This window comes from Thermoanaerobacterium butyriciformans, from assembly GCF_017874545.1.
Taxonomy (GTDB): Bacteria; Bacillota; Thermoanaerobacteria; order Thermoanaerobacterales; family Thermoanaerobacteraceae; genus Thermoanaerobacterium; species Thermoanaerobacterium butyriciformans.
Genome location: NZ_JAGGLT010000005.1, coordinates 1 through 17,605, shown reverse-complemented (window position 1 = coordinate 17,605; position 17,605 = coordinate 1). Strand labels below are relative to the sequence as shown.

Annotated in this window: 20 protein-coding genes and 1 other RNA gene; 19 read left to right on the top strand and 2 right to left on the bottom strand. The window is 33.0% G+C overall.

What is annotated here, in order from left to right; translation table 11 throughout:
- The first annotated feature begins 4 nt into the window (after positions 1–4).
- The 4 genes from J2Z80_RS02950 to J2Z80_RS02935 all read left to right on the top strand — a co-directional run bounded on the left by J2Z80_RS02950 (position 5) and on the right by J2Z80_RS02935 (position 2,475).
- Positions 5–745: a hypothetical protein gene (locus J2Z80_RS02950; protein ID WP_209453058.1), complete on the top strand. Its 741-nt coding sequence runs from the start codon at positions 5–7 to the stop codon at positions 743–745.
- 36 nt (positions 746–781) lie between these two features.
- Positions 782–1,378: a hypothetical protein gene (locus tag J2Z80_RS02945; RefSeq protein ID WP_209453057.1), complete on the top strand. Its 597-nt coding sequence runs from the start codon at positions 782–784 to the stop codon at positions 1,376–1,378.
- Positions 1,379–1,448: 70 nt separating this feature from the next.
- Positions 1,449–2,024 carry a hypothetical protein gene (locus tag J2Z80_RS02940; protein ID WP_209453056.1) on the top strand — a complete coding sequence of 192 codons (576 nt, stop codon included), beginning with the start codon at positions 1,449–1,451 and terminating at the stop codon, positions 2,022–2,024.
- Positions 2,025–2,109: 85 nt separating this feature from the next.
- Complete coding sequence (locus J2Z80_RS02935; protein WP_013787579.1) at positions 2,110–2,475, top strand: ATP-binding protein; 366 nt, start codon at positions 2,110–2,112, stop codon at positions 2,473–2,475.
- Here J2Z80_RS02935 and J2Z80_RS02930 read toward each other — a convergent pair.
- Positions 2,462–2,767, bottom strand: a complete 306-nt coding sequence (locus J2Z80_RS02930; protein ID WP_209453055.1) for a hypothetical protein — start codon at positions 2,765–2,767, stop codon at positions 2,462–2,464. The genes J2Z80_RS02935 and J2Z80_RS02930 overlap by 14 nt on opposite strands.
- A 143-nt stretch (positions 2,768–2,910) precedes the next feature.
- On the opposite strand from J2Z80_RS02930, the gene J2Z80_RS02925 reads away from it, so the two are divergent.
- From J2Z80_RS02925 to J2Z80_RS02870, 12 genes are all read left to right on the top strand, one after another.
- Complete coding sequence (locus tag J2Z80_RS02925) at positions 2,911–3,459, top strand: rubrerythrin family protein (protein ID WP_013787581.1); 549 nt, start codon at positions 2,911–2,913, stop codon at positions 3,457–3,459.
- A 61-nt stretch (positions 3,460–3,520) separates the two neighbouring features.
- Positions 3,521–3,697: non-coding RNA, 6S RNA (gene ssrS / locus J2Z80_RS02920), on the top strand.
- A 93-nt stretch (positions 3,698–3,790) separates the two neighbouring features.
- Positions 3,791–5,434: a nucleoside kinase gene (locus J2Z80_RS02915; protein WP_209453054.1), complete on the top strand. Its 1,644-nt coding sequence runs from the start codon at positions 3,791–3,793 to the stop codon at positions 5,432–5,434.
- Positions 5,435–5,548: 114 nt separating this feature from the next.
- Positions 5,549–6,889, top strand: a complete 1,341-nt coding sequence (locus J2Z80_RS02910) for a radical SAM/SPASM domain-containing protein (protein ID WP_209453053.1) — start codon at positions 5,549–5,551, stop codon at positions 6,887–6,889.
- Between the two features lie 52 nt (positions 6,890–6,941).
- A complete protein-coding gene (locus J2Z80_RS02905; RefSeq protein ID WP_209453052.1) occupies positions 6,942–7,601 on the top strand; it encodes a helix-turn-helix domain-containing protein in 660 nt (219 codons plus the stop codon).
- 68 nt (positions 7,602–7,669) lie between these two features.
- Positions 7,670–7,870 carry a hypothetical protein gene (locus tag J2Z80_RS02900; RefSeq protein ID WP_209453051.1) on the top strand — a complete coding sequence of 67 codons (201 nt, stop codon included), beginning with the start codon at positions 7,670–7,672 and terminating at the stop codon, positions 7,868–7,870.
- A gap of 63 nt (positions 7,871–7,933) precedes the next feature.
- Entirely contained in the window at positions 7,934–8,122 is a 189-nt protein-coding gene (locus tag J2Z80_RS02895; RefSeq protein ID WP_013787592.1) for a ferredoxin, read from the top strand.
- Between the two features lie 72 nt (positions 8,123–8,194).
- Entirely contained in the window at positions 8,195–8,413 is a 219-nt protein-coding gene (locus J2Z80_RS02890) for an alpha/beta-type small acid-soluble spore protein (protein WP_209453050.1), read from the top strand.
- Between the two features lie 162 nt (positions 8,414–8,575).
- On the top strand, positions 8,576–10,948 hold the full coding sequence (locus J2Z80_RS02885; RefSeq protein WP_209453049.1) for a Lon protease family protein: 2,373 nt from the start codon (positions 8,576–8,578) through the stop codon (positions 10,946–10,948).
- A gap of 1 nt (position 10,949) precedes the next feature.
- A complete protein-coding gene (queG, locus tag J2Z80_RS02880; RefSeq protein WP_209453134.1) occupies positions 10,950–12,092 on the top strand; it encodes a tRNA epoxyqueuosine(34) reductase QueG in 1,143 nt (380 codons plus the stop codon).
- On the top strand, positions 12,073–12,717 hold the full coding sequence (nth, locus tag J2Z80_RS02875; RefSeq protein WP_209453048.1) for an endonuclease III: 645 nt from the start codon (positions 12,073–12,075) through the stop codon (positions 12,715–12,717). The genes queG and nth overlap by 20 nt, the downstream gene beginning before the upstream one ends.
- Before the next feature lie 78 nt (positions 12,718–12,795).
- Entirely contained in the window at positions 12,796–14,283 is a 1,488-nt protein-coding gene (locus J2Z80_RS02870; protein ID WP_209453047.1) for a VanW family protein, read from the top strand.
- A 23-nt stretch (positions 14,284–14,306) separates the two neighbouring features.
- Here the strand turns inward: J2Z80_RS02870 and perR are convergent, their stop codons facing one another.
- The gene (perR, locus tag J2Z80_RS02865; RefSeq protein WP_209453046.1) at positions 14,307–14,729 is read right to left on the bottom strand and encodes a transcriptional regulator PerR; all 423 of its coding nucleotides are present in this window, start codon (positions 14,727–14,729) and stop codon (positions 14,307–14,309) included.
- Between the two features lie 200 nt (positions 14,730–14,929).
- Here perR and J2Z80_RS02860 point away from each other — a divergent pair, with 200 nt between their 5' ends.
- From J2Z80_RS02860 to rpoN, 3 genes are all read left to right on the top strand, one after another.
- Entirely contained in the window at positions 14,930–15,754 is an 825-nt protein-coding gene (locus J2Z80_RS02860; RefSeq protein WP_209453045.1) for a Cof-type HAD-IIB family hydrolase, read from the top strand.
- Positions 15,755–15,832: 78 nt separating this feature from the next.
- A complete protein-coding gene (locus tag J2Z80_RS02855) occupies positions 15,833–16,105 on the top strand; it encodes an acylphosphatase (RefSeq protein ID WP_013298472.1) in 273 nt (90 codons plus the stop codon).
- A gap of 123 nt (positions 16,106–16,228) precedes the next feature.
- A complete protein-coding gene (gene rpoN, locus J2Z80_RS02850) occupies positions 16,229–17,395 on the top strand; it encodes an RNA polymerase factor sigma-54 (RefSeq protein WP_245301114.1) in 1,167 nt (388 codons plus the stop codon).
- Positions 17,396–17,605 lie beyond the last annotated feature (210 nt).

Sequence of the window (17,605 nt, the reverse complement as noted above, 5' to 3'; positions counted from 1 at the left end):
TTACATGAAAAGATTTTTTATCGCTTTGTTGGTTTTGATGATATTTTTAAATGGATGCGGAAACAAAACGAGTGAAGATAACAGCAGCAAATTGCAAAAGGCTCAAATTTCAAATACTGTAAAAAATGATAGCGAAAATATAGATGCACCACATATTAACCAACATGTTCCACAGCTTATTACATATAATGGTAATCACGTATCTGCTTGGGTGAATCAATTCTTATTTGTTGAAAATGGTGATTTAAAAGAAAGCTATGATGGTGATAAAAGTTATATAAAGCTTAGCTATGCAAAGGATAATGTCGTAAAGACTATAGATTTAACCCAATACGCGTTGAAGTACGATTTGTTTAATGGCATTTATTATATGACTGCTTCTCCGTCAGGGAAATACATCATTTTAGAGTTTTCTCAAGACGTTCCAATTAGTGTCATTGTCGATACTGACACAAATAAAGGCAGTATATTATGGTATGATGAATCAAAAAAAGAAAGCATGATGAGAATTTCATTTAATCCCAATAATGAAGATGAGTTTGCTTTTTTGCCGTCAGCAGAAATAAATGGTCCAAACGGAAGTCATTTTTTAAAACTTTATGAAATAAAAACTCATAAGATAAATACGGTAGGCGAAATCTCGGAGAAAGATATATCAATGCAAAATTCAATGATAAAATGGGGGAAAAACAAAATCAGTGTTATTTCACTGGATAAAAACAAAGTGTTTAATTTCACATATTAATCAGGTTTAAAAATAAAGATAAAGAGGGAGTCTTGTATGAAGGTAAAAAATGTAATGATATTTGCAATAGGAATAATAGTTGGTATACTGCTATCTCAAATGTTAACAAGACATACAAGCATTTATGACAGCAATAGCAGTGTAGTAACATCTGAAAATCTACAAAGTGTCGATATGGAAAATCCAATATCACAAAAAGAAATTTTAAAACAACTGAAAACAAACACAACTTTTGATGTGTCACAAATACCAGTTGTAGGTTCCGATATTTACGGACATGTTTGGCAGAGCACAAAATCAAATTCATTTACTTCATGGAAAATGCCTAAAGAATGGCAAAAATACATCTACACTGAAACAGACAAAACCGATCCTAAATCCATAAACAATGGAGCCAACGATAAATTTTTGTATATAACATTGCAAGGCGTTGTCTTTTTATATTTACCTCATGATGGAAGGTATTGGCCTTCTATAGCGATGTTTGGGGATATACCGCCAGGTTCTGTAATAATCGCACAGCATGTCCCTTTAAAGCCTGCTGTTGAAGCTGGTGTAATTCCGGTATATCATGGTCAAGCATTTATTAAAAGCTATCCTTTGCCAAAGGAGTGGCAGGATGCATTAAGATAGTTAATGAATGCCTAGAAATCAACAAACCAATTAGTTACGAATAATCTAAACCTAAAGGGGGTCGATTTAGTTGCTTATCATATTGATAGTTGCAATAGTGATAATATATTTGATTGTTTCTTCAAAACATCCAGAATTTAAAAGACCAAAGATTAGGTATGCTGTAACATTTTTTCTCTGTATACTTCTTGCAATTCATTTTTACTTAGACTATTTTCGAATAGGGTCGTTTAATTCGCTGGTTTTAAGTAACTTCCACAATTCAAAAATCGTTTCGGTTATGTTGGCTAAAAATACTGACAATACTAAGGATAGCACAATAAAAAGTACCAATGATGCAAAGACAATAAATGACTTGATATCGTATTTAAAGCAATTTAAACTTGTGCAATATAATGGCAAATATACTAGTGGAAATAATTATTCTTACGATATTGTGTTTTATACTAATAAAAAAGATGAGAGAATTGGAATAAGTGTAACCAATGATAAGTATATTGATGTTGCCGTAGACACCACAAAAACTTACCATTTGCTCTTTTTTAATTGGTATAATAACATAAATAGCTATAAATCTTATAAGATAGTTAACGGCAAGATAAATTTACATTTTTTAGATTCTGTATTAGATTCTATAGAGGATTAATTCAAAATCTGTGATATTTGTCACAAACTTTGCGCTGTTTTTGTTGTATAGTATATATTGGACGAAAATGAATGGAGGTTATTAAATGGTTAAAAGGAAGATAGTAAAGATCGATGAAGAGAAGTGCAATGGATGTGGCCTTTGTATTTCACCATGTGTTGAAAGCGCAATAGTTTTAGTGAATGGGAAAGCCAAAGTCATAAGCGAGGAGCTTTGCGATGGCGCAGGTGTATGTTTGAATGTGTGTCCAACAGGTGCTTTGTCTATTGAAGAAAGGGAAGCAATGCCTTTTAACGAAGAAGCTGCGTTGAAGCACAAGGCTACAATTGACAAAGATAGATGTTCATATTGTGGCAACAGCGATGATGATGCGCCAATTTTGACGTATAAATACAAAGGAGAGATAAAGCAAGTTTGCGTAAGATGTCTTCCGGCTCTTATTCACGGTTGATCCTTTTAGGGATGTTTGGCGGTTGAGAAGATGTACCAAGCTCTTTGTGGCGTGGTGAATGAACAACAGTGATGCTGTTCATGATTATTTCTATGTCTTCTTCACCGTCTTTTATTTTTTTTCTAAACTCCACTCTTGGTACAACTACTGTGACTTCATGTGGCACATCTATGTTTGTCTTCCTTTCTACCTCTACATCAAGGCCGTACAATCTTAATGTTATTTTGTCATATCCTCTGCTTCTTTTAAATAATTTTTTTGCCATATTTAATATACTTTTTATATTAATCATAAAATTACCCCCAATACAATTTATGAAAGAAATACATATAAGTTCATATAGATAATGATATACTGTTAGACATAAGATTGTATAAAATAAAGAATTTGATAGAAAATATAGAAAAAGTAATTAAAAAAAGAGAGGGTGTATTTATGAAAAATAATATGACAGCAGCTAATCTGCGCTCTGCATTTGGTGGGGAAAGCATGGCATATCAAAGGTACAAATCGTGGGGTAAAATTGCCATGCAAGAGGGCTTTAAAAACGTATCAAAACTTTTTAATGCCATAGCGTATGCAGAGGAAGTTCATGCAGGAAATCATTTTAAAGCACATAGAGATATTGAAGGAGATTTTTTAGTTCCATCAATGGCTGGATTCGGCATAGGAAATACGTCTAACAATTTAGGTAAAGCCATAAGCGGAGAGCTTTTTGAGGTAAACGAAATGTACGCAACTTACATCGCTACAGCAGAATTTCAACAAGAACAGGAAGCTCTAAAGTCATTTACATGGGCAAGAGAAGCTGAAAAAATTCACGCTGATCTTTTCAAAGAAGCCAAGCTGTCAGTGGACATGGGAAAAGACGTAGGATTTAATGAAGTACATATTTGCAGTGTTTGTGGCTATACGACAGTAGGACCTATACCTGAGAAGTGTCCCGTCTGTGGAGCAGAAAAAACGAAGTTTGTGTCTTTTTAAACTTTTCCAGTAGTCTACTATTGCAATGAAAAGCATTTAGGTATATACTAAAACCATAATAAAGGTCCTGAGAAGTTTAGTTACGGTGAATTTGTTTTCAACCAACACCATGACAACGGGAATTTGGGTTCAATTGCGTATGAAAAGCCCACATTGATGGGACTTCAGAAGTAATTGACAGGATACCCACTTTAGAAGCGGGCTTGAAAACATAGCCGAACGGCTTCGCGGGATAGATTGGATGTAAAAAAAACTGGCAATTGCCGGTTTTTTTTATACACAGATTTAAAAAGATCTTCATTTGTAATATAATTTAAAGTGAGGTGATTTTATGAATCTAAAAGTAGAAGGTACTGTCTGCACTTTTCCAGATCATGTGACATTGGAAGAAATATCAGAGCAGTTTAAAGACAACCATAAGTATAAGATAGTTGCGGCAAAAGTTGATAATCTCATGGTTGACCTGTCTACAAGGGTGGACAGAGATTGTGAGATACAATTTGTTGACATGTCGACAGAAGAAGGGATGATGGTATACAGAAGAAGCCTCACATTTGTATTGATTAAGGCGGTAAAGGACATCTTGCCTGATTCAAAGGTTACCATTGAGCACTCTTTAGGTAAAGGTTTGTACTGTGAGATTCACGGTTCTACTGTAAACAATAAAATAGTTCATGACATAAAGCATAGGATGAGAGAGATAATAGATGCAGATTATCCCATAATAAAAAAGTATTTAGACAAAGAAAGTGCTATAAATCTATTCTCGAAAGAAGGTTTGGAAGAAAAAGTAAGTCTTTTTAAGTACAGTGATAAAGAAAAAATCCCTGTTTATTTTTGCGAAGATGTTGTAGACTTTTTCTACAGTCCATGTGTCCCATCTACAGGATATTTGAAGCTATACGATCTTATACTTTACTTTCCGGGAGTTATACTTTTATTTCCTGAACCAAAAAGACCAGATGTGCTTCCTGTATTTGAAGATGTTCCTAAGTTAGCATCTGTATTTAAAGAAGCTGAGGAATGGGCAAATATACTTAATATAGGATATGTGGCATCTTTAAACGATATGATTAAAAGCGGCAATGGGCGAGAGCTTGTTTTAATATCTGAAGCGCTTCATGAAAAGAAGATTGCCACTATTGCAGATCACATATATCAAAATAAGATGATAAAGTTAGTCCTCATTGCAGGTCCTTCCTCATCTGGCAAGACGTCATTTGTTCACAGATTAAGTGTTCAGCTTAGAGTAAATGGATTAAAACCGCTTCCAATATCTCTTGACAATTATTTTTTGCCGAGAGAATTGACGCCAAAAGACGAATTTGGAAACTACAATTTTGAAACGATCGATGCCTTGGATTTAGAGCTTTTTAACGATCACATAATAAAGCTTATGCAAGGTGAAGAAGTAGAGCTTCCGATTTTCAACTTCAAAAAAGGAGAAAGAGAAAAAATAGGGAAAAAAGTTAAACTTGACAAAAATCACATAATCCTCGTAGAAGGCATACACGGTTTAAACGAAAAGCTTACAAAAGATATACCAAAAGACAGCAAGTACAGGATATACATAAGCGCCTTGACGCAGCTAAATCTTGATGAACATAACAGAATATCTACTACTGAGACTCGGCTTTTAAGAAGGATTGTGAGAGATAATCAGTTCCGCTCCAGCGATGCCGAGGAGACAATTCTTATGTGGCCTTCTGTAAGGAAAGGTGAGGAAAACTATATTTTCCCATACCAGGAAGATGCAGATATCATGTTTAATTCTTCGCTTCCTTATGAATTGCCTGTTATAAAAAAGTACGCTGAGCCACTTTTAAGAGAGATAAATAAAGATAGTAAGGCTTTTTCAATTGCACAGGAGCTTTTAGAGATATTGAGTTATTTTGTGAATTTGGAAGATGAATCATCAATACCTCCAAATTCTTTGATAAAAGAATTTATTGGTGGAAGCTGTCTTGATGTATAAAAAAAGTTCTAAAATGGTATTGATTTAATATGATATTAGTGCTAATATTTTTTTAGAAGGAATTTTGGTCTTTTTGGTAATTTTAATTTTATTGGTATAAGGAGGAGATTTTTTATGAACATTATTGATCCAGCTGTGGGAGCGATTATCAATTACATTGATAGAGATCCTGAAAAGAATCTACAGACTATGGCCAACCTTATGTCTAAGATAGCGATATTGCCAAGGCATAGACAACAGATAGAAAGTGTAAAAGCGTTTTTGGAAAACAAAGAAAGCAACTGGTACAAATTTACAATAAAAGGGCTCAAAAATATTGACAAAAATATTTTAAAGACGCTAATGATTAATTTTTTAGTAAATGCAAGTCTTAAAGGCATCCCTAAACAGCAAGAATGGGAACAAAAATTAGATGCCAATGTTCCGTGGGCGATATTAATGGATCCTACCGAAGCTTGTAATCTAAATTGTGTAGGCTGTTGGGCAGGAAAGTACAATCCTCATAATCTATCATTTGAGACGATGGATAGAGTTTGCAAAGAAGCAGAAGAACTTGGTGTCTATTTTATAGTTTTATCAGGCGGTGAGCCGACCGTCAGGATGAAAGACATAATAAAGCTTGCAGAAAATCATAAGAATCAAGTATTTCATTTGTTTACAAATGGAACACTTATAGATGAGGACATGGTTAAAGAAGTTAAAAGAGTAGGCAACATAACATTTGCAATAAGCATTAACGGTTTAAAAGACAAAAATGACGAAATAAGAGGTCAAGGAACTTATGATAAAGTAATGAAAGCCATGGATCTGTTGAGAGAAAATGGCGTCTTATTTGGGTATTCTGCAACATATACCAGGACCAATATTGAGGAGATATTCAGTGATGAATTCGTCGATAAAATGATAGAAAAAGGTGCTTACTTTGCTTGGTATTTTACATATATACCTGTTGGAAAAGATCCAGATGTCAAATTCATGGTTACACCTGAACAGAGGAAGTATGCATATGAAAAGATAAATTATATAAGAGCCACAAAAGAGCTTTTTGCAATTGATTTTTGGAATGATGGCGAATTTAGTGGAGGATGTATAGCTGGTGGTAAAAGATATTTGCACATAAATGCAGCAGGTGATGTTGAACCATGTGCTTTCATCCATTACGCCAATGTCAATATAAATGATGTAAGTTTGAAAGAAGCACTTATGTCGCCGATAATGAAATCATACAGGAAAAGGATGCCTTTTAACCAAAATCACTTGAGGCCGTGTCCATTAATTGACAATCCTAAAGAATTGTTGGATATAGTCAGGGAATCAAAAGCCAATCATACCGAAAACAGTGAGGCATCTCATATTGAAAATTTGTATAATGATTTAACACAAGTAGCTGAAAATTGGGGAGAAGTAGCAGATGACATCTGGGAAAATAAAAACGCTTCAAAAAAAGAAGCTTGACTAGGTATGCAAAATACCCTATTATATTTTAAGGAAGAAATGGGGTGTTTGTGTGCCTTTAACAAGAAGGAAGATAGACTTTTTAGAAGCTCTTATTGAGCTTTATGACAAAAATAAAGCTCCTGTTCATTATGTCGATGTTGCGAATTCTATGGGCATAAGCAAATGGACTGCTTATGATATGCTTACAGAACTAGAAGAATTAGGATATGTACAGAGCGAATATTATATAGATGAGGATAAATCGCTTGGCAGATCGATTTTAGTTTACACACCTAAAGAAAGCGCTTATGATGTTGTAAACAAAAGCAGTACGCACGAATGGAATACTGTAAAAGAAATGTTGTTAAACGTGATTAAAAAAAATGACAATACAATATCAGTTGATGATTTTATAAATGAGAAAAAAACCGCATTAAAACCATTAAAATTTTGTGCTTATGCACTTACGACTTTACTTTTACAGATAAAGACACTTGATGTTGCAACAGTGGAAAGCATAAAGAATTCTATAAATATTACTGGTTCTGAAGCACCTGTAATGTTATTTATAGGTATTGTAATAGGATTTTACATCGACTATCACTTAGTCAGTGAAAGCAGGAAAGTATTTGATAAAGTTAATATTTTCCATAAATATATAAAAGAATTGAGTTCTAATGACAAGACATTGTTAAATAATTTCTTTAAAGAATCACTTTTGTACATTTGAGACCCTTTGGGTCTTTTTTTGTATAATAAAAAATATTTTAAAGAAAATAAATTGAGGAGGTGTTTTTTATGGACAGAGAAAAAGAAATCAGTGAGATAATGGATTTTGTCGAAAGGTATAAAGAATCAATGGCAAGTCAAATGGTGGTGTCACGATTATTAGGCGATAAAGGTGCAAAAGTAAATGAAGAAACTATTGACAAGTTGAGAAATAGGATTGCAAATGCAGCGGAAGATGATTTAGAAGCCTGTTACTATATAATAAAATAAATATTTTGTTTTTTACAAAACTATGATATATTAAATGTATAGATTAGCATAGGAGGTAAAATCATGAAAGTTTATGTAGATCAAGATTTGTGCATAGCTTGTGGACTTTGCATAGACACATGTCCAGCGGTTTTTGACTGGAATGATGAGGGCAAATCCCAGGCAATAGTTGATGAAGTGCCTGAAGGTGAAGAACAAGCTTGCCGCGATTCCATAGATGGTTGCCCTACCGAGGCAATAAAAGAAATATAGTGATTTATTTAAAATAGCAATTAGGATATATGCCTTCGCTGGAGGATAAAATAAAAGCGGAGGTGTTTTTTTATGGCAAAAAGAAAGAAATTGTACCCAAAAGCAGAAGATGAACTTGACTCGTTAAAAGAGGAAGTTGCGGAAGAATTGCAACTTGACGATGACATAAAAGAACGAGGATTCGAAAACATAACCACTAGAGAAGTAGGCAAAATAGGCGGCAATATGGTGAAGAAGATGATTAAATATGCTGAAAAACAGATGGATGAAAAAGGCGGAAAGATAGATTGATGTGGATGGCTGAAGGATGTCCTTCAGCTTAATATTTATTTATTATAAAAGTTTTCGAAAATTTTTTATTGGAAGAATGGATAATTATTATAGTTTTGTACTGATTAAAAGAAGGGAAAACAGCATTAATGGCGAAATCTTATTAATAAAGGAGGGCTTTATATGAAGGAATTATCAGCTAATGAATTAAAAAAATACATTGATCCAAATTTGTTTAATTTTGAAACGACAGAGACTATAAAGCCATTGGAAGGCCTTATAGGTCAAGAAAGGGCAAAAGAGTCTATGGAATTTGGATTAAAAATAAAACAGAAAGGATATAACATATTTATAACTGGCCTTACGGGTACAGGCAAATCCAGCTTTGCCGTAAGCAGTGTGAATAAAATCGCATCGTTGGAAAAAGTGCCAGATGATTGGGTGTACGTGTTTAACTTTGAAAAACCTTCACAGCCAATTGCTATAAATTTAAGACCAGGTGATGGTAAGCGATTTAAAAATGATATGAGAGATTTTGTGGAGCAGCTTCAAAGACAGGTTCCAAAGGCTTTTAACTCAAAATCATACGATTTGCAGAAAAATGAGATTGTAAAGAAATTTCAAGATAGAAAAAATGAATTGATCCAAGAACTAAATGAGCTTGCAAAGAATTTTGGATTTGTGCTAAAAGAAACAAAAACCGGTATAGTAAGCATTCCTGTAATAGATGGGAAGCAGATAAGCAATGAAGAATATGAGCAATTAGAGGATGAGAAGAGGAAAGAAATAGAAACAAAAGCCGCAAATTTTGAAGAAAAGGCACTTCAGATATGGAAAGATATACAAAACATAGATAAAGAAGCAAGGGACGCCATACATGAACTTGATAATAATATAGGCTTACTTGCTGTTGGGCATCTTATTGATGATTTAAGGGAAAAATACAGCAATTATAACAGTGTGATGAAATACCTTGATAGCGTACAGAGGGATATATTAGAAAACCTTGATAATTTTAGAAGCGATGATGACGAAGATAGTCAGTTTCCATTTATCATGAAAAGAAGCAAAAAAGATATTTTTAAAAAATACAGTGTCAATCTTTTTGTTGATAACAGCCATACAAATGGTGCACCTGTTGTTGTCGAGTACAATCCAAATTACAACAATGTTTTAGGTAGTATTGAGTACGAAAGCGATTTTGGTGTTGCTATAACTGATTTTACCAAGATTAAAGCAGGTGCACTTCACAAAGCTAATGGTGGGTACCTCATTTTGCAGGCTAAAGATGTTTTGACATATCCATACGTATGGGATGCTTTAAAGAGGACATTAAAAACAGATAAAATAGCGATAGAGAATGTGACATCTTCATATGGTCTTTTGTCAATATCGTCATTGAAACCAGAACCTATTGAATTAAATGTTAAGGTAATACTTATAGGGACGCCGTATTTATACTATATTCTTTATAACTATGATGATGACTTTAAAAAGCTTTTTAAAGTTAAAGTTGATTTTAATGATGTGATGGAATTAAATGATGAAAATATTTCAAAAATGGCCTCATTTATAAAAAAGCATTGCATTGAAGACAAATTAAGACCATTTCACAATACGGGTGTAGCGAAAGTAATTGAATACTCAACTAGGATATCTGAAGACCAAAATAAATTGACGACACAGTTTAACGACATTGTAGAGATTCTTTATGAATCAAATATCTGGGCAGAAATAGATGAAAGCGAAGTTGTAATGGCAAAGCATGTAGAAAAGGCCATAAAAGAAAAAATTAAACGAGTAAATATGATAGAAGAAAAGTATATAGATTATTTTAAAGATGGCATATTTTTAATAGACGTTGAAGGAGAAAAAGTCGGAATTGTAAACGGCCTTTCTGTGATAGATTTAGGAGATTATCAATTCGGGAAACCTTCAAGGATAACAGTTACCACATATCCAGGGGAAGAGGGCGTCGTAAATATTGAGAGAGAAACTAAGATGAGCGGGCACATTCATGACAAGGGCGTGATGATTATAACGGGTTTTATAGGAAACAGATATGCATTAGATTTTCCATTGACACTTTCAGCGAGAATATGTTTTGAGCAGTTGTACGAAGGCGTTGAAGGTGACAGTGCCTCCAGCACAGAGCTTTATGGGCTGCTTTCAAGTTTATCAGACATTCCCATCAGACAGGAAATAGCCGTAACTGGTTCTGTCAATCAATTTGGAGTTATACAGCCTGTAGGTGGTGTAACACATAAGATTGAAGGATTTTACAAATTATGCAAAGTAAAGGGATTGACAGGTAGACAAGGTGTCATAATCCCGGAGCAGAATGCAATAAACCTTGTTCTGGACGATGAAGTAATAGATGCATGCAAGAGTGGAAAATTTCACATATACACTGTAAAGACAATCGATGAAGGAATGGAGATATTGACAGGTGAAAAAATGAGTGTTATAAACGAAAAGGTAAAAAGTAAGCTTAAGTCTTTTTATGATATTTTGACAAGAGATAAAGAATCTTCAAATAAAGAAAGGAATGTTTAATGTGACTTGTGTCACAAAGAATGAGATAAGAGAATTTGCTTACAAATCGGGAATTGATATTGTAGGTTTTGCAAGTCCCGATTGTCTTTTTGAGTATAGGGATTTATTGAAGAATAGATATGAAAACGGATTAAGCTGTAATATAGAAGAAAATGACATAGAAAAGAGAATAAATCCCTACATTTTACTTGAAGATGTTAAAAGCATTATATCTGTTGCTGTTTCTTATAATGTTGTTTACGAAGCTGACTTACCAAAGTCAGCATATGGCACTATTTCTAGGACGGCTTGGGGCATAGATTATCATAAAGTTTTAATAGACTTGCTTGAAAAGCTAAGAGATTTTATTTTGTCTAAATGTAATGACGCAAAAGCGGTGTTGCTTGTTGATAACAATCCTCTTTTGGAAAGAGCCATTGCTTACAATGCGGGTATTGGATTTTTTGGGAAAAATAATATGATAATAAATGAGGAATTTGGATCATATTTATTTTTGGGAGAGATGCTGATAAACGTGCCATTTGAACCGGACTCCAAAATTGAATCAAAGTGTGGCAGTTGCACAAGATGCCTTAAAGCGTGTCCTGGGAAGGCATTGATTGAAGAATACAAAATAGACGCCAATAAGTGCTTGTCGTATGCTACAATTAAGAAAGGATACTTAAGCGATAGCACATTAAAAAGATTAGGCACTCGAATATATGGCTGTGATACATGCCAGGATGTTTGTCCATTTAATGAAAAAGCAAAGAAAGTCACAAGGCGTGAGTTTACGCCTCAAAATCTTAAACCTAAGCACGATTTGAGAGAAATTTTATCTCTTGATAAGAAGAAGTTTCAGGAACTATTTGGCACAACATCTGCATCCTGGAGAGGCAAGAACACCATAGTAAGAAATGCCATAATTGCTGCGATTAATTCAAATGACAAGGATTCAATCGAACCGTTGAAAAAGCTTATAAATTCTGAAAGTGCTTATATAAGAGGATATAGCGCATATGCCTTAAGCATCCTCCACAAAGAAAATGCTTTTCCATACATTGAAAAAGCTTATTTAAATGAAAAAGATGAGTCTACAAAGGAATTTATGAAGAAAGCTATGATGAATATTAGAGGTGAGAATTTTGAGGATAACGAAAGATGAAGCATTGGAAGTTATAGAAATTCTTAAAAAGACATATCCTGATGCAAAACCTGGGCTTCATTTTAATAATGCTTTTGAACTGTTGATAGCAACAATCTTGTCGGCTCAGTGTACTGATAAAAGGGTAAATATAGTTACAGAAAAACTTTTTAAGAAATATAAATCTCCATTCGATTTGAAGGACATAGATCCACGTGATTTTGAGGAAGAGATAAAAGATTGTGGGCTTTACAGAAATAAGTCGAAAAATATAATAAACACATGTAAGATTTTGTGTGAAAAATATGATGGTAATGTGCCAGATGAGATGGAAAAACTTATGGAACTACCTGGTGTAGGAAGGAAAACGGCAAATGTAGTTATAAGTAATGCATTCAAAAAGGATGCAATTGCGGTTGACACACATGTATTCAGAGTTTCTAACAGAATAGGCCTTGCAGATAGCAGCGATGTTACTAAAACGGAAGAACAGCTTATGGATATATTACCTAGAAATTTGTGGTCTTTGTCTCATCATCTTTTAATATACCACGGAAGGAATATTTGCACAGCGAGAAAACCTAAATGCGACATTTGCCCAGTTAACCATATATGCCAGTTTTATAAAAATTTTATAAAAAATTAATTAGTATGTAATTAATTTAAAAAACATTTATTATATAATTAAATTGATTTTAAAAAATTAATAATTGGGGAGATCAAAATGGAGACAAAGGACACAAAAAGCATAAAGAGTAAAAGCAATTATTTTTACATCATTCTTCTTGTATTAGTACTTGCTTTATTTGTAGGTTCAATTGCTATGTTTTACACTATTATCAATCAAAATACTATCGCAAAAGGAGTTTTTGTAAATGGCATAAATCTAAGCGGACTTACTAAAACTGAAGCATATTCAAAATTGCAAAGTGAACTTAAAACAATCGACAGTTTGAAAGTTGTATTAAAGTATAATGACATGCAGTTTATCGTTCCATACGATGATATTAAAATAAGCTATGACTACGCTAATATTGTAAATGAGGCTTATTCGGTAGGTAAGAATGGAAATATTCTTAATCGGATAAAGACGATATATGAAGTTGAGAAGCATGGCAGATACCTTGAATATAGTCCTGAAGCCAATTTTAAAAATTTAGATATTTTTGTTGCCGGTATATCGAAAAAAATAGATAAAGATCCTGTTGATGCTAAGATATACGTGTCTGATGGTAAGATAAATATTACAAATGATATTTCGGGTTTAAAGGTCGATGCAAATAAGACAATTGAAAGTATAAAAAGTGCGGTAAAGAATGTGATTATGACAGGTGATAAAGATTATGTAGAAGTTCCTGTCACGGTTAAAAAAGTCGATGCAGACATAAAGGCTTCAGAACTCAGCATGATAAAAGGCAAAATTGTCAGTTTTTCTACACAATTCAATACTGGTGATGCAAATAGGTCAGAAAATTTAGCTGTAGCTGCAAAAGCTATAAATGGCAAACTATTGATGTCAGGACAGATTTTTTCACTGAATAAAACTTTGGGACCTAGAATCATACAAAATGGTTATAAAGAAGCTCCTGTAATAATTGGGAATAAACTTGTTCCAGATATAGGAGGCGGTGTATGTCAGGTTGCAACAACATTATACAATGCTGCACTGCGGGCTGATTTAAAGATCGATGAAAGATACCACCATACATTTCCAGTTGGATATGTGTCTCCGGGACAAGATGCTACAATTTCTGGTGATGTACTTGATTTAAAATTCGAGAACCCTACCAAATATCCTATATACATTGAGTCATATATAAGTGGTAATAATTTTGTTGTCAATCTTTATGGGTATAATGAAGCTCCAGGAAAAAGAATAGATATATATTCTGAAATTGTTGAGAAATACGAGCCAAAAGTGACATATGTTGATGATCCCACACTTCCAGAGGGGACTTTAAAGGTTGATGTAGAAAAGCATACAGGATACAAGGTAAATACTTACAGGCTAATTTATGAGAATAATGTACTTTTGAAAAAAGAATTTTTATATACTGATATTTATAAACCAGTTGACGGCGTGATAAAACGTGGTACTAAAAAGGCAGATGAAAATAACAATACAAAAAATGAGCCAAATCAAAATGAAGATAACAATGTTTCTACAGAAGATTTAAATGGAAAACCTCAAAATATAAATCCAACAAATTAAAAAAACGAGCTTTGCTCGTTTTTTTAATTTGTCATTTTCTTTTTGCAATCAGGACAATAGCCATAAAAATATAACTTTTGATCCTTTAAAAGATAATCAGTATATTTACTTACTTCGCCAATAAGATTATCTAACGCTGAATAATCAAGATCATCTACTCTGTTACATCCATAACATATTAAATGAGGATGCGAATTGACATTTGCGTCATATCTAAAGCTACCTTCGCCAACATTAAGTTCCTGTACAAGTCCTATATTTTTAAGCATCTCAAGCGTTTTGTATACAGTAGCCAAACTCATCGTTGGGAAATCGGACGACAGCGTTTTGTATATTGTTTCAGCACTTGGATGTTCCTTGGTATTTTTAAGCATATTTATAATAGCCAACCTTTGCGGCGTAACTTTGAGCCCCTTTTCTTTGAGTATTGACGAGATATCGTCCATAATATCCCTTCTTTCTATAAAGTATTAATTAATAAAATTTATCATGTAATATTTATAGTTACATTATACTATTGCTATTTTATGCTGTCAATCATTTTTTTAAGATATCTTTTTTCAGTGAAAATTATGCAAACTTGAAGTTCATTATAAGTAATGATATAGTAGTATTGAAAAAATATTCTGATGAATGGGGGACTATGATGGCATATAAATTAGTCGCGATAGATATGGATGATACACTTTTGACACATGACAAGCAAATCTCAAGAGAAAACTTAGAAGCACTGCAAAAAGCGCATGACAGTGGAATTTATGTAGTTATATCAACAGGAAGGATTTATGCATCTGCGTATGCATATTCAGAATTTCTTGGCTTTAAACCTTATATAATTGCAAGTAATGGGGCAATGATAAGAGATGATAAAGACATCGAAATATATAAAAGTGTTCTTGACTTAGATTTAATATCATATTTAATAGAGCTGGCAAATAAAAATGATATATATTACCATTTTTACAGCGATAAAATTGTCTATTCCCCTGAAAGCTCCAGTAAATATCAAAAGTACGGTGAATGGAATAGGCTATATGCTGAAACTTTAAGAGTAAAAGTCGAGGACATACCTAAAGATATCGATTTTACTGATAAATTAAAAGACAATATTGTGAAGTTTGTAATGTTTGATGAAGATTCAGAAAAAATAAAACGTGTAAGAGATATAATAGACAATAATAAAGGCGATAAACTAGAAACTACAAGCTCATTTTATAATAACATAGAAATATTAAATAAAGGAGTAAATAAAGGTCATGGACTTAAGATATTGGGAGAATACCTTGGAGTCGATAGGGCGGAAATGGTGGCAATAGGTGATAGTGAAAATGATATAGAAATGGTGGAATATGCAGGGCTTGGAGTAGCGATGGAGAATGCTATTGAAAAACTAAAAAAAACTGCAGATTTTATTACGAAATCAAACATGGAAAATGGTGTTGCTTACGTCATAAATAAATTTATTTTATAGCCTATTGCGTTTCGATTGCGGTGGACAGGGAAAATTATTAATTGGGATTTATAGAAATAAGTGAAAGGAGAAAAGTTTATGAAAAAGATGGTTTACTTAAATTTGACAGGTTATGTCCAGGGAGTAGGGCTTAGGTACTCTGTTTACAATATGGCTATGCGGCTTAACATAACAGGCTATGCTAAAAATTTATATGATGGAAGTGTTGAAATAGTCGCTGAAGGCGATGAAGAAAATATTAGAGAGCTTATTTCTTACATAAAAAATGGGTTAAGATGGGCTAGAGTCGAAAATGTCGTAGAAAAGTGGGAAGATTATAAAGGATTATACCATACATTTGAGATTATGTAAAAATCCAACTTTCTAAAGCATAGACTTTTTATCCTTTCTGGATATTTTTCACATGTTTCTAAACGCTTACATTTATGATATAATATATTAAAGAGATATATAAAATTAATGAGGGTGTAGAATATGAAGCTGGATATAGGACTTAATTTAAAACAAGTGCAGAAGTTAATAATGACTCCACAGTTAAAACAAGCTATTGAGATTCTTCAATTGAATTCCTATGAGTTAAATGAACTGATTACAAGTGAATTAGAGACAAATCCAATGCTGGAAGCTTCTGAGGAGAGGGAAGACATCATTGATGCTTACATTGAGATGAATAAAAATAGCGATTTAGATAAATATAATTACAGCAGCGATGATGAAGAGAAAGATGATTATAGCTTTGAAAATACAGTTTATAATGAGACATCACTGATAGATCATTTGATGTTTCAACTTCATATAACACCTCTACAGAAAGAAATAAAAGAAATATGCAAAATCATAATTTACGACCTTGACAGCAATGGCTATTTAAATGACGATATTAAAAAGCTAAGTGAAGATTACAAATACGATGAAGCTGATATTGAAAAAGCTTTAGATGTAATTCAGTCGTTTGACCCGCCAGGAGTTGGAGCAAGGAATTTAAATGAATGCCTTAAACTACAGCTTAAATCAAAAAACATGTACAGCGGCATTATAAAAGAAATTATTGATAATTATCTGTACGAGATTGCTGATAACAAATTATCATATATTGCAAAAAAATTAAATGTTGATATCAGAGAAGTACAGGGTGCAGTTGATGAAATAAAGAAATTAAATCCAAGACCAGGAGCTAGTTTCTCAAGTTATAATGATACAAAGTATGTTATTCCAGATGCATATATTAAGAAAGTAAATGGTGATTATGTTGTATTGATAAATGAGTCACTATATCCTGGATTGAGAATAAATAAGTCATATGAAAGTATTTTAACCACAACAGATGATGACAATATAAAAAAATATTTGTCAAATAAAATTCAGTCAGCCATGTGGCTCATTAAAAGCATAGAAAGTCGCCGTGATACTTTGTACAAAGTGTTAAGTGCAATAGTAAAAGAGCAGAGAGAATTTTTTGATAGAGTCCAAAAATATATTAAGCCAATGAACTTAAAGAAAATAGCAGAAATCGTTGGTGTCCATGAATCAACTGTAAGCAGAGCAATAAATGGGAAATATGTAGATACACCTTTAGGCGTATTTGAAATAAAATACTTGATTAAGGTGTCAAAAGTATTTTTTTCATCCAAGTTTAGATGAAATATGGTAAAATAGAAATATAAACAAAAGGAAATAGAAGGAGCGATACATAGCCATGGCATTCAAACCAAACGAATATCAACAAATCACAATGGAGGACAGATTCTTAAACTTAGATGATAGAACAAAAAAGTTTGTTTTAAACTCATGGGCAAAAGATTTTGCTGAAATCATATTTCCAGCAATCAACGAGAAGCGCTTTTCCGTATT

Excerpts from the sequence above, each read along its gene's own strand:
- J2Z80_RS02950 (WP_209453058.1), top strand. The coding sequence starts at position 5 with ATGAAAAGATTTTTTATCGCTTTGTTGGTTTTGATGATATTTTTAAAT.
- J2Z80_RS02945 (WP_209453057.1), top strand. The coding sequence starts at position 782 with ATGAAGGTAAAAAATGTAATGATATTTGCAATAGGAATAATAGTTGGT.
- J2Z80_RS02935 (WP_013787579.1), top strand. The coding sequence starts at position 2,110 with ATGGTTAAAAGGAAGATAGTAAAGATCGATGAAGAGAAGTGCAATGGA.
- J2Z80_RS02930 (WP_209453055.1), bottom strand. The coding sequence starts at position 2,767 with ATGATTAATATAAAAAGTATATTAAATATGGCAAAAAAATTATTTAAA.
- J2Z80_RS02925 (WP_013787581.1), top strand. The coding sequence starts at position 2,911 with ATGAAAAATAATATGACAGCAGCTAATCTGCGCTCTGCATTTGGTGGG.
- J2Z80_RS02915 (WP_209453054.1), top strand. The coding sequence starts at position 3,791 with ATGAATCTAAAAGTAGAAGGTACTGTCTGCACTTTTCCAGATCATGTG.
- J2Z80_RS02910 (WP_209453053.1), top strand. The coding sequence starts at position 5,549 with ATGAACATTATTGATCCAGCTGTGGGAGCGATTATCAATTACATTGAT.
- J2Z80_RS02900 (WP_209453051.1), top strand. The coding sequence starts at position 7,670 with ATGGACAGAGAAAAAGAAATCAGTGAGATAATGGATTTTGTCGAAAGG.
- J2Z80_RS02895 (WP_013787592.1), top strand. The coding sequence starts at position 7,934 with ATGAAAGTTTATGTAGATCAAGATTTGTGCATAGCTTGTGGACTTTGC.
- J2Z80_RS02890 (WP_209453050.1), top strand. The coding sequence starts at position 8,195 with ATGGCAAAAAGAAAGAAATTGTACCCAAAAGCAGAAGATGAACTTGAC.
- J2Z80_RS02885 (WP_209453049.1), top strand. The coding sequence starts at position 8,576 with ATGAAGGAATTATCAGCTAATGAATTAAAAAAATACATTGATCCAAAT.
- J2Z80_RS02870 (WP_209453047.1), top strand. The coding sequence starts at position 12,796 with ATGGAGACAAAGGACACAAAAAGCATAAAGAGTAAAAGCAATTATTTT.
- perR (WP_209453046.1), bottom strand. The coding sequence starts at position 14,729 with ATGGACGATATCTCGTCAATACTCAAAGAAAAGGGGCTCAAAGTTACG.
- J2Z80_RS02860 (WP_209453045.1), top strand. The coding sequence starts at position 14,930 with ATGGCATATAAATTAGTCGCGATAGATATGGATGATACACTTTTGACA.
- J2Z80_RS02855 (WP_013298472.1), top strand. The coding sequence starts at position 15,833 with ATGAAAAAGATGGTTTACTTAAATTTGACAGGTTATGTCCAGGGAGTA.
- rpoN (WP_245301114.1), top strand. The coding sequence starts at position 16,229 with ATGAAGCTGGATATAGGACTTAATTTAAAACAAGTGCAGAAGTTAATA.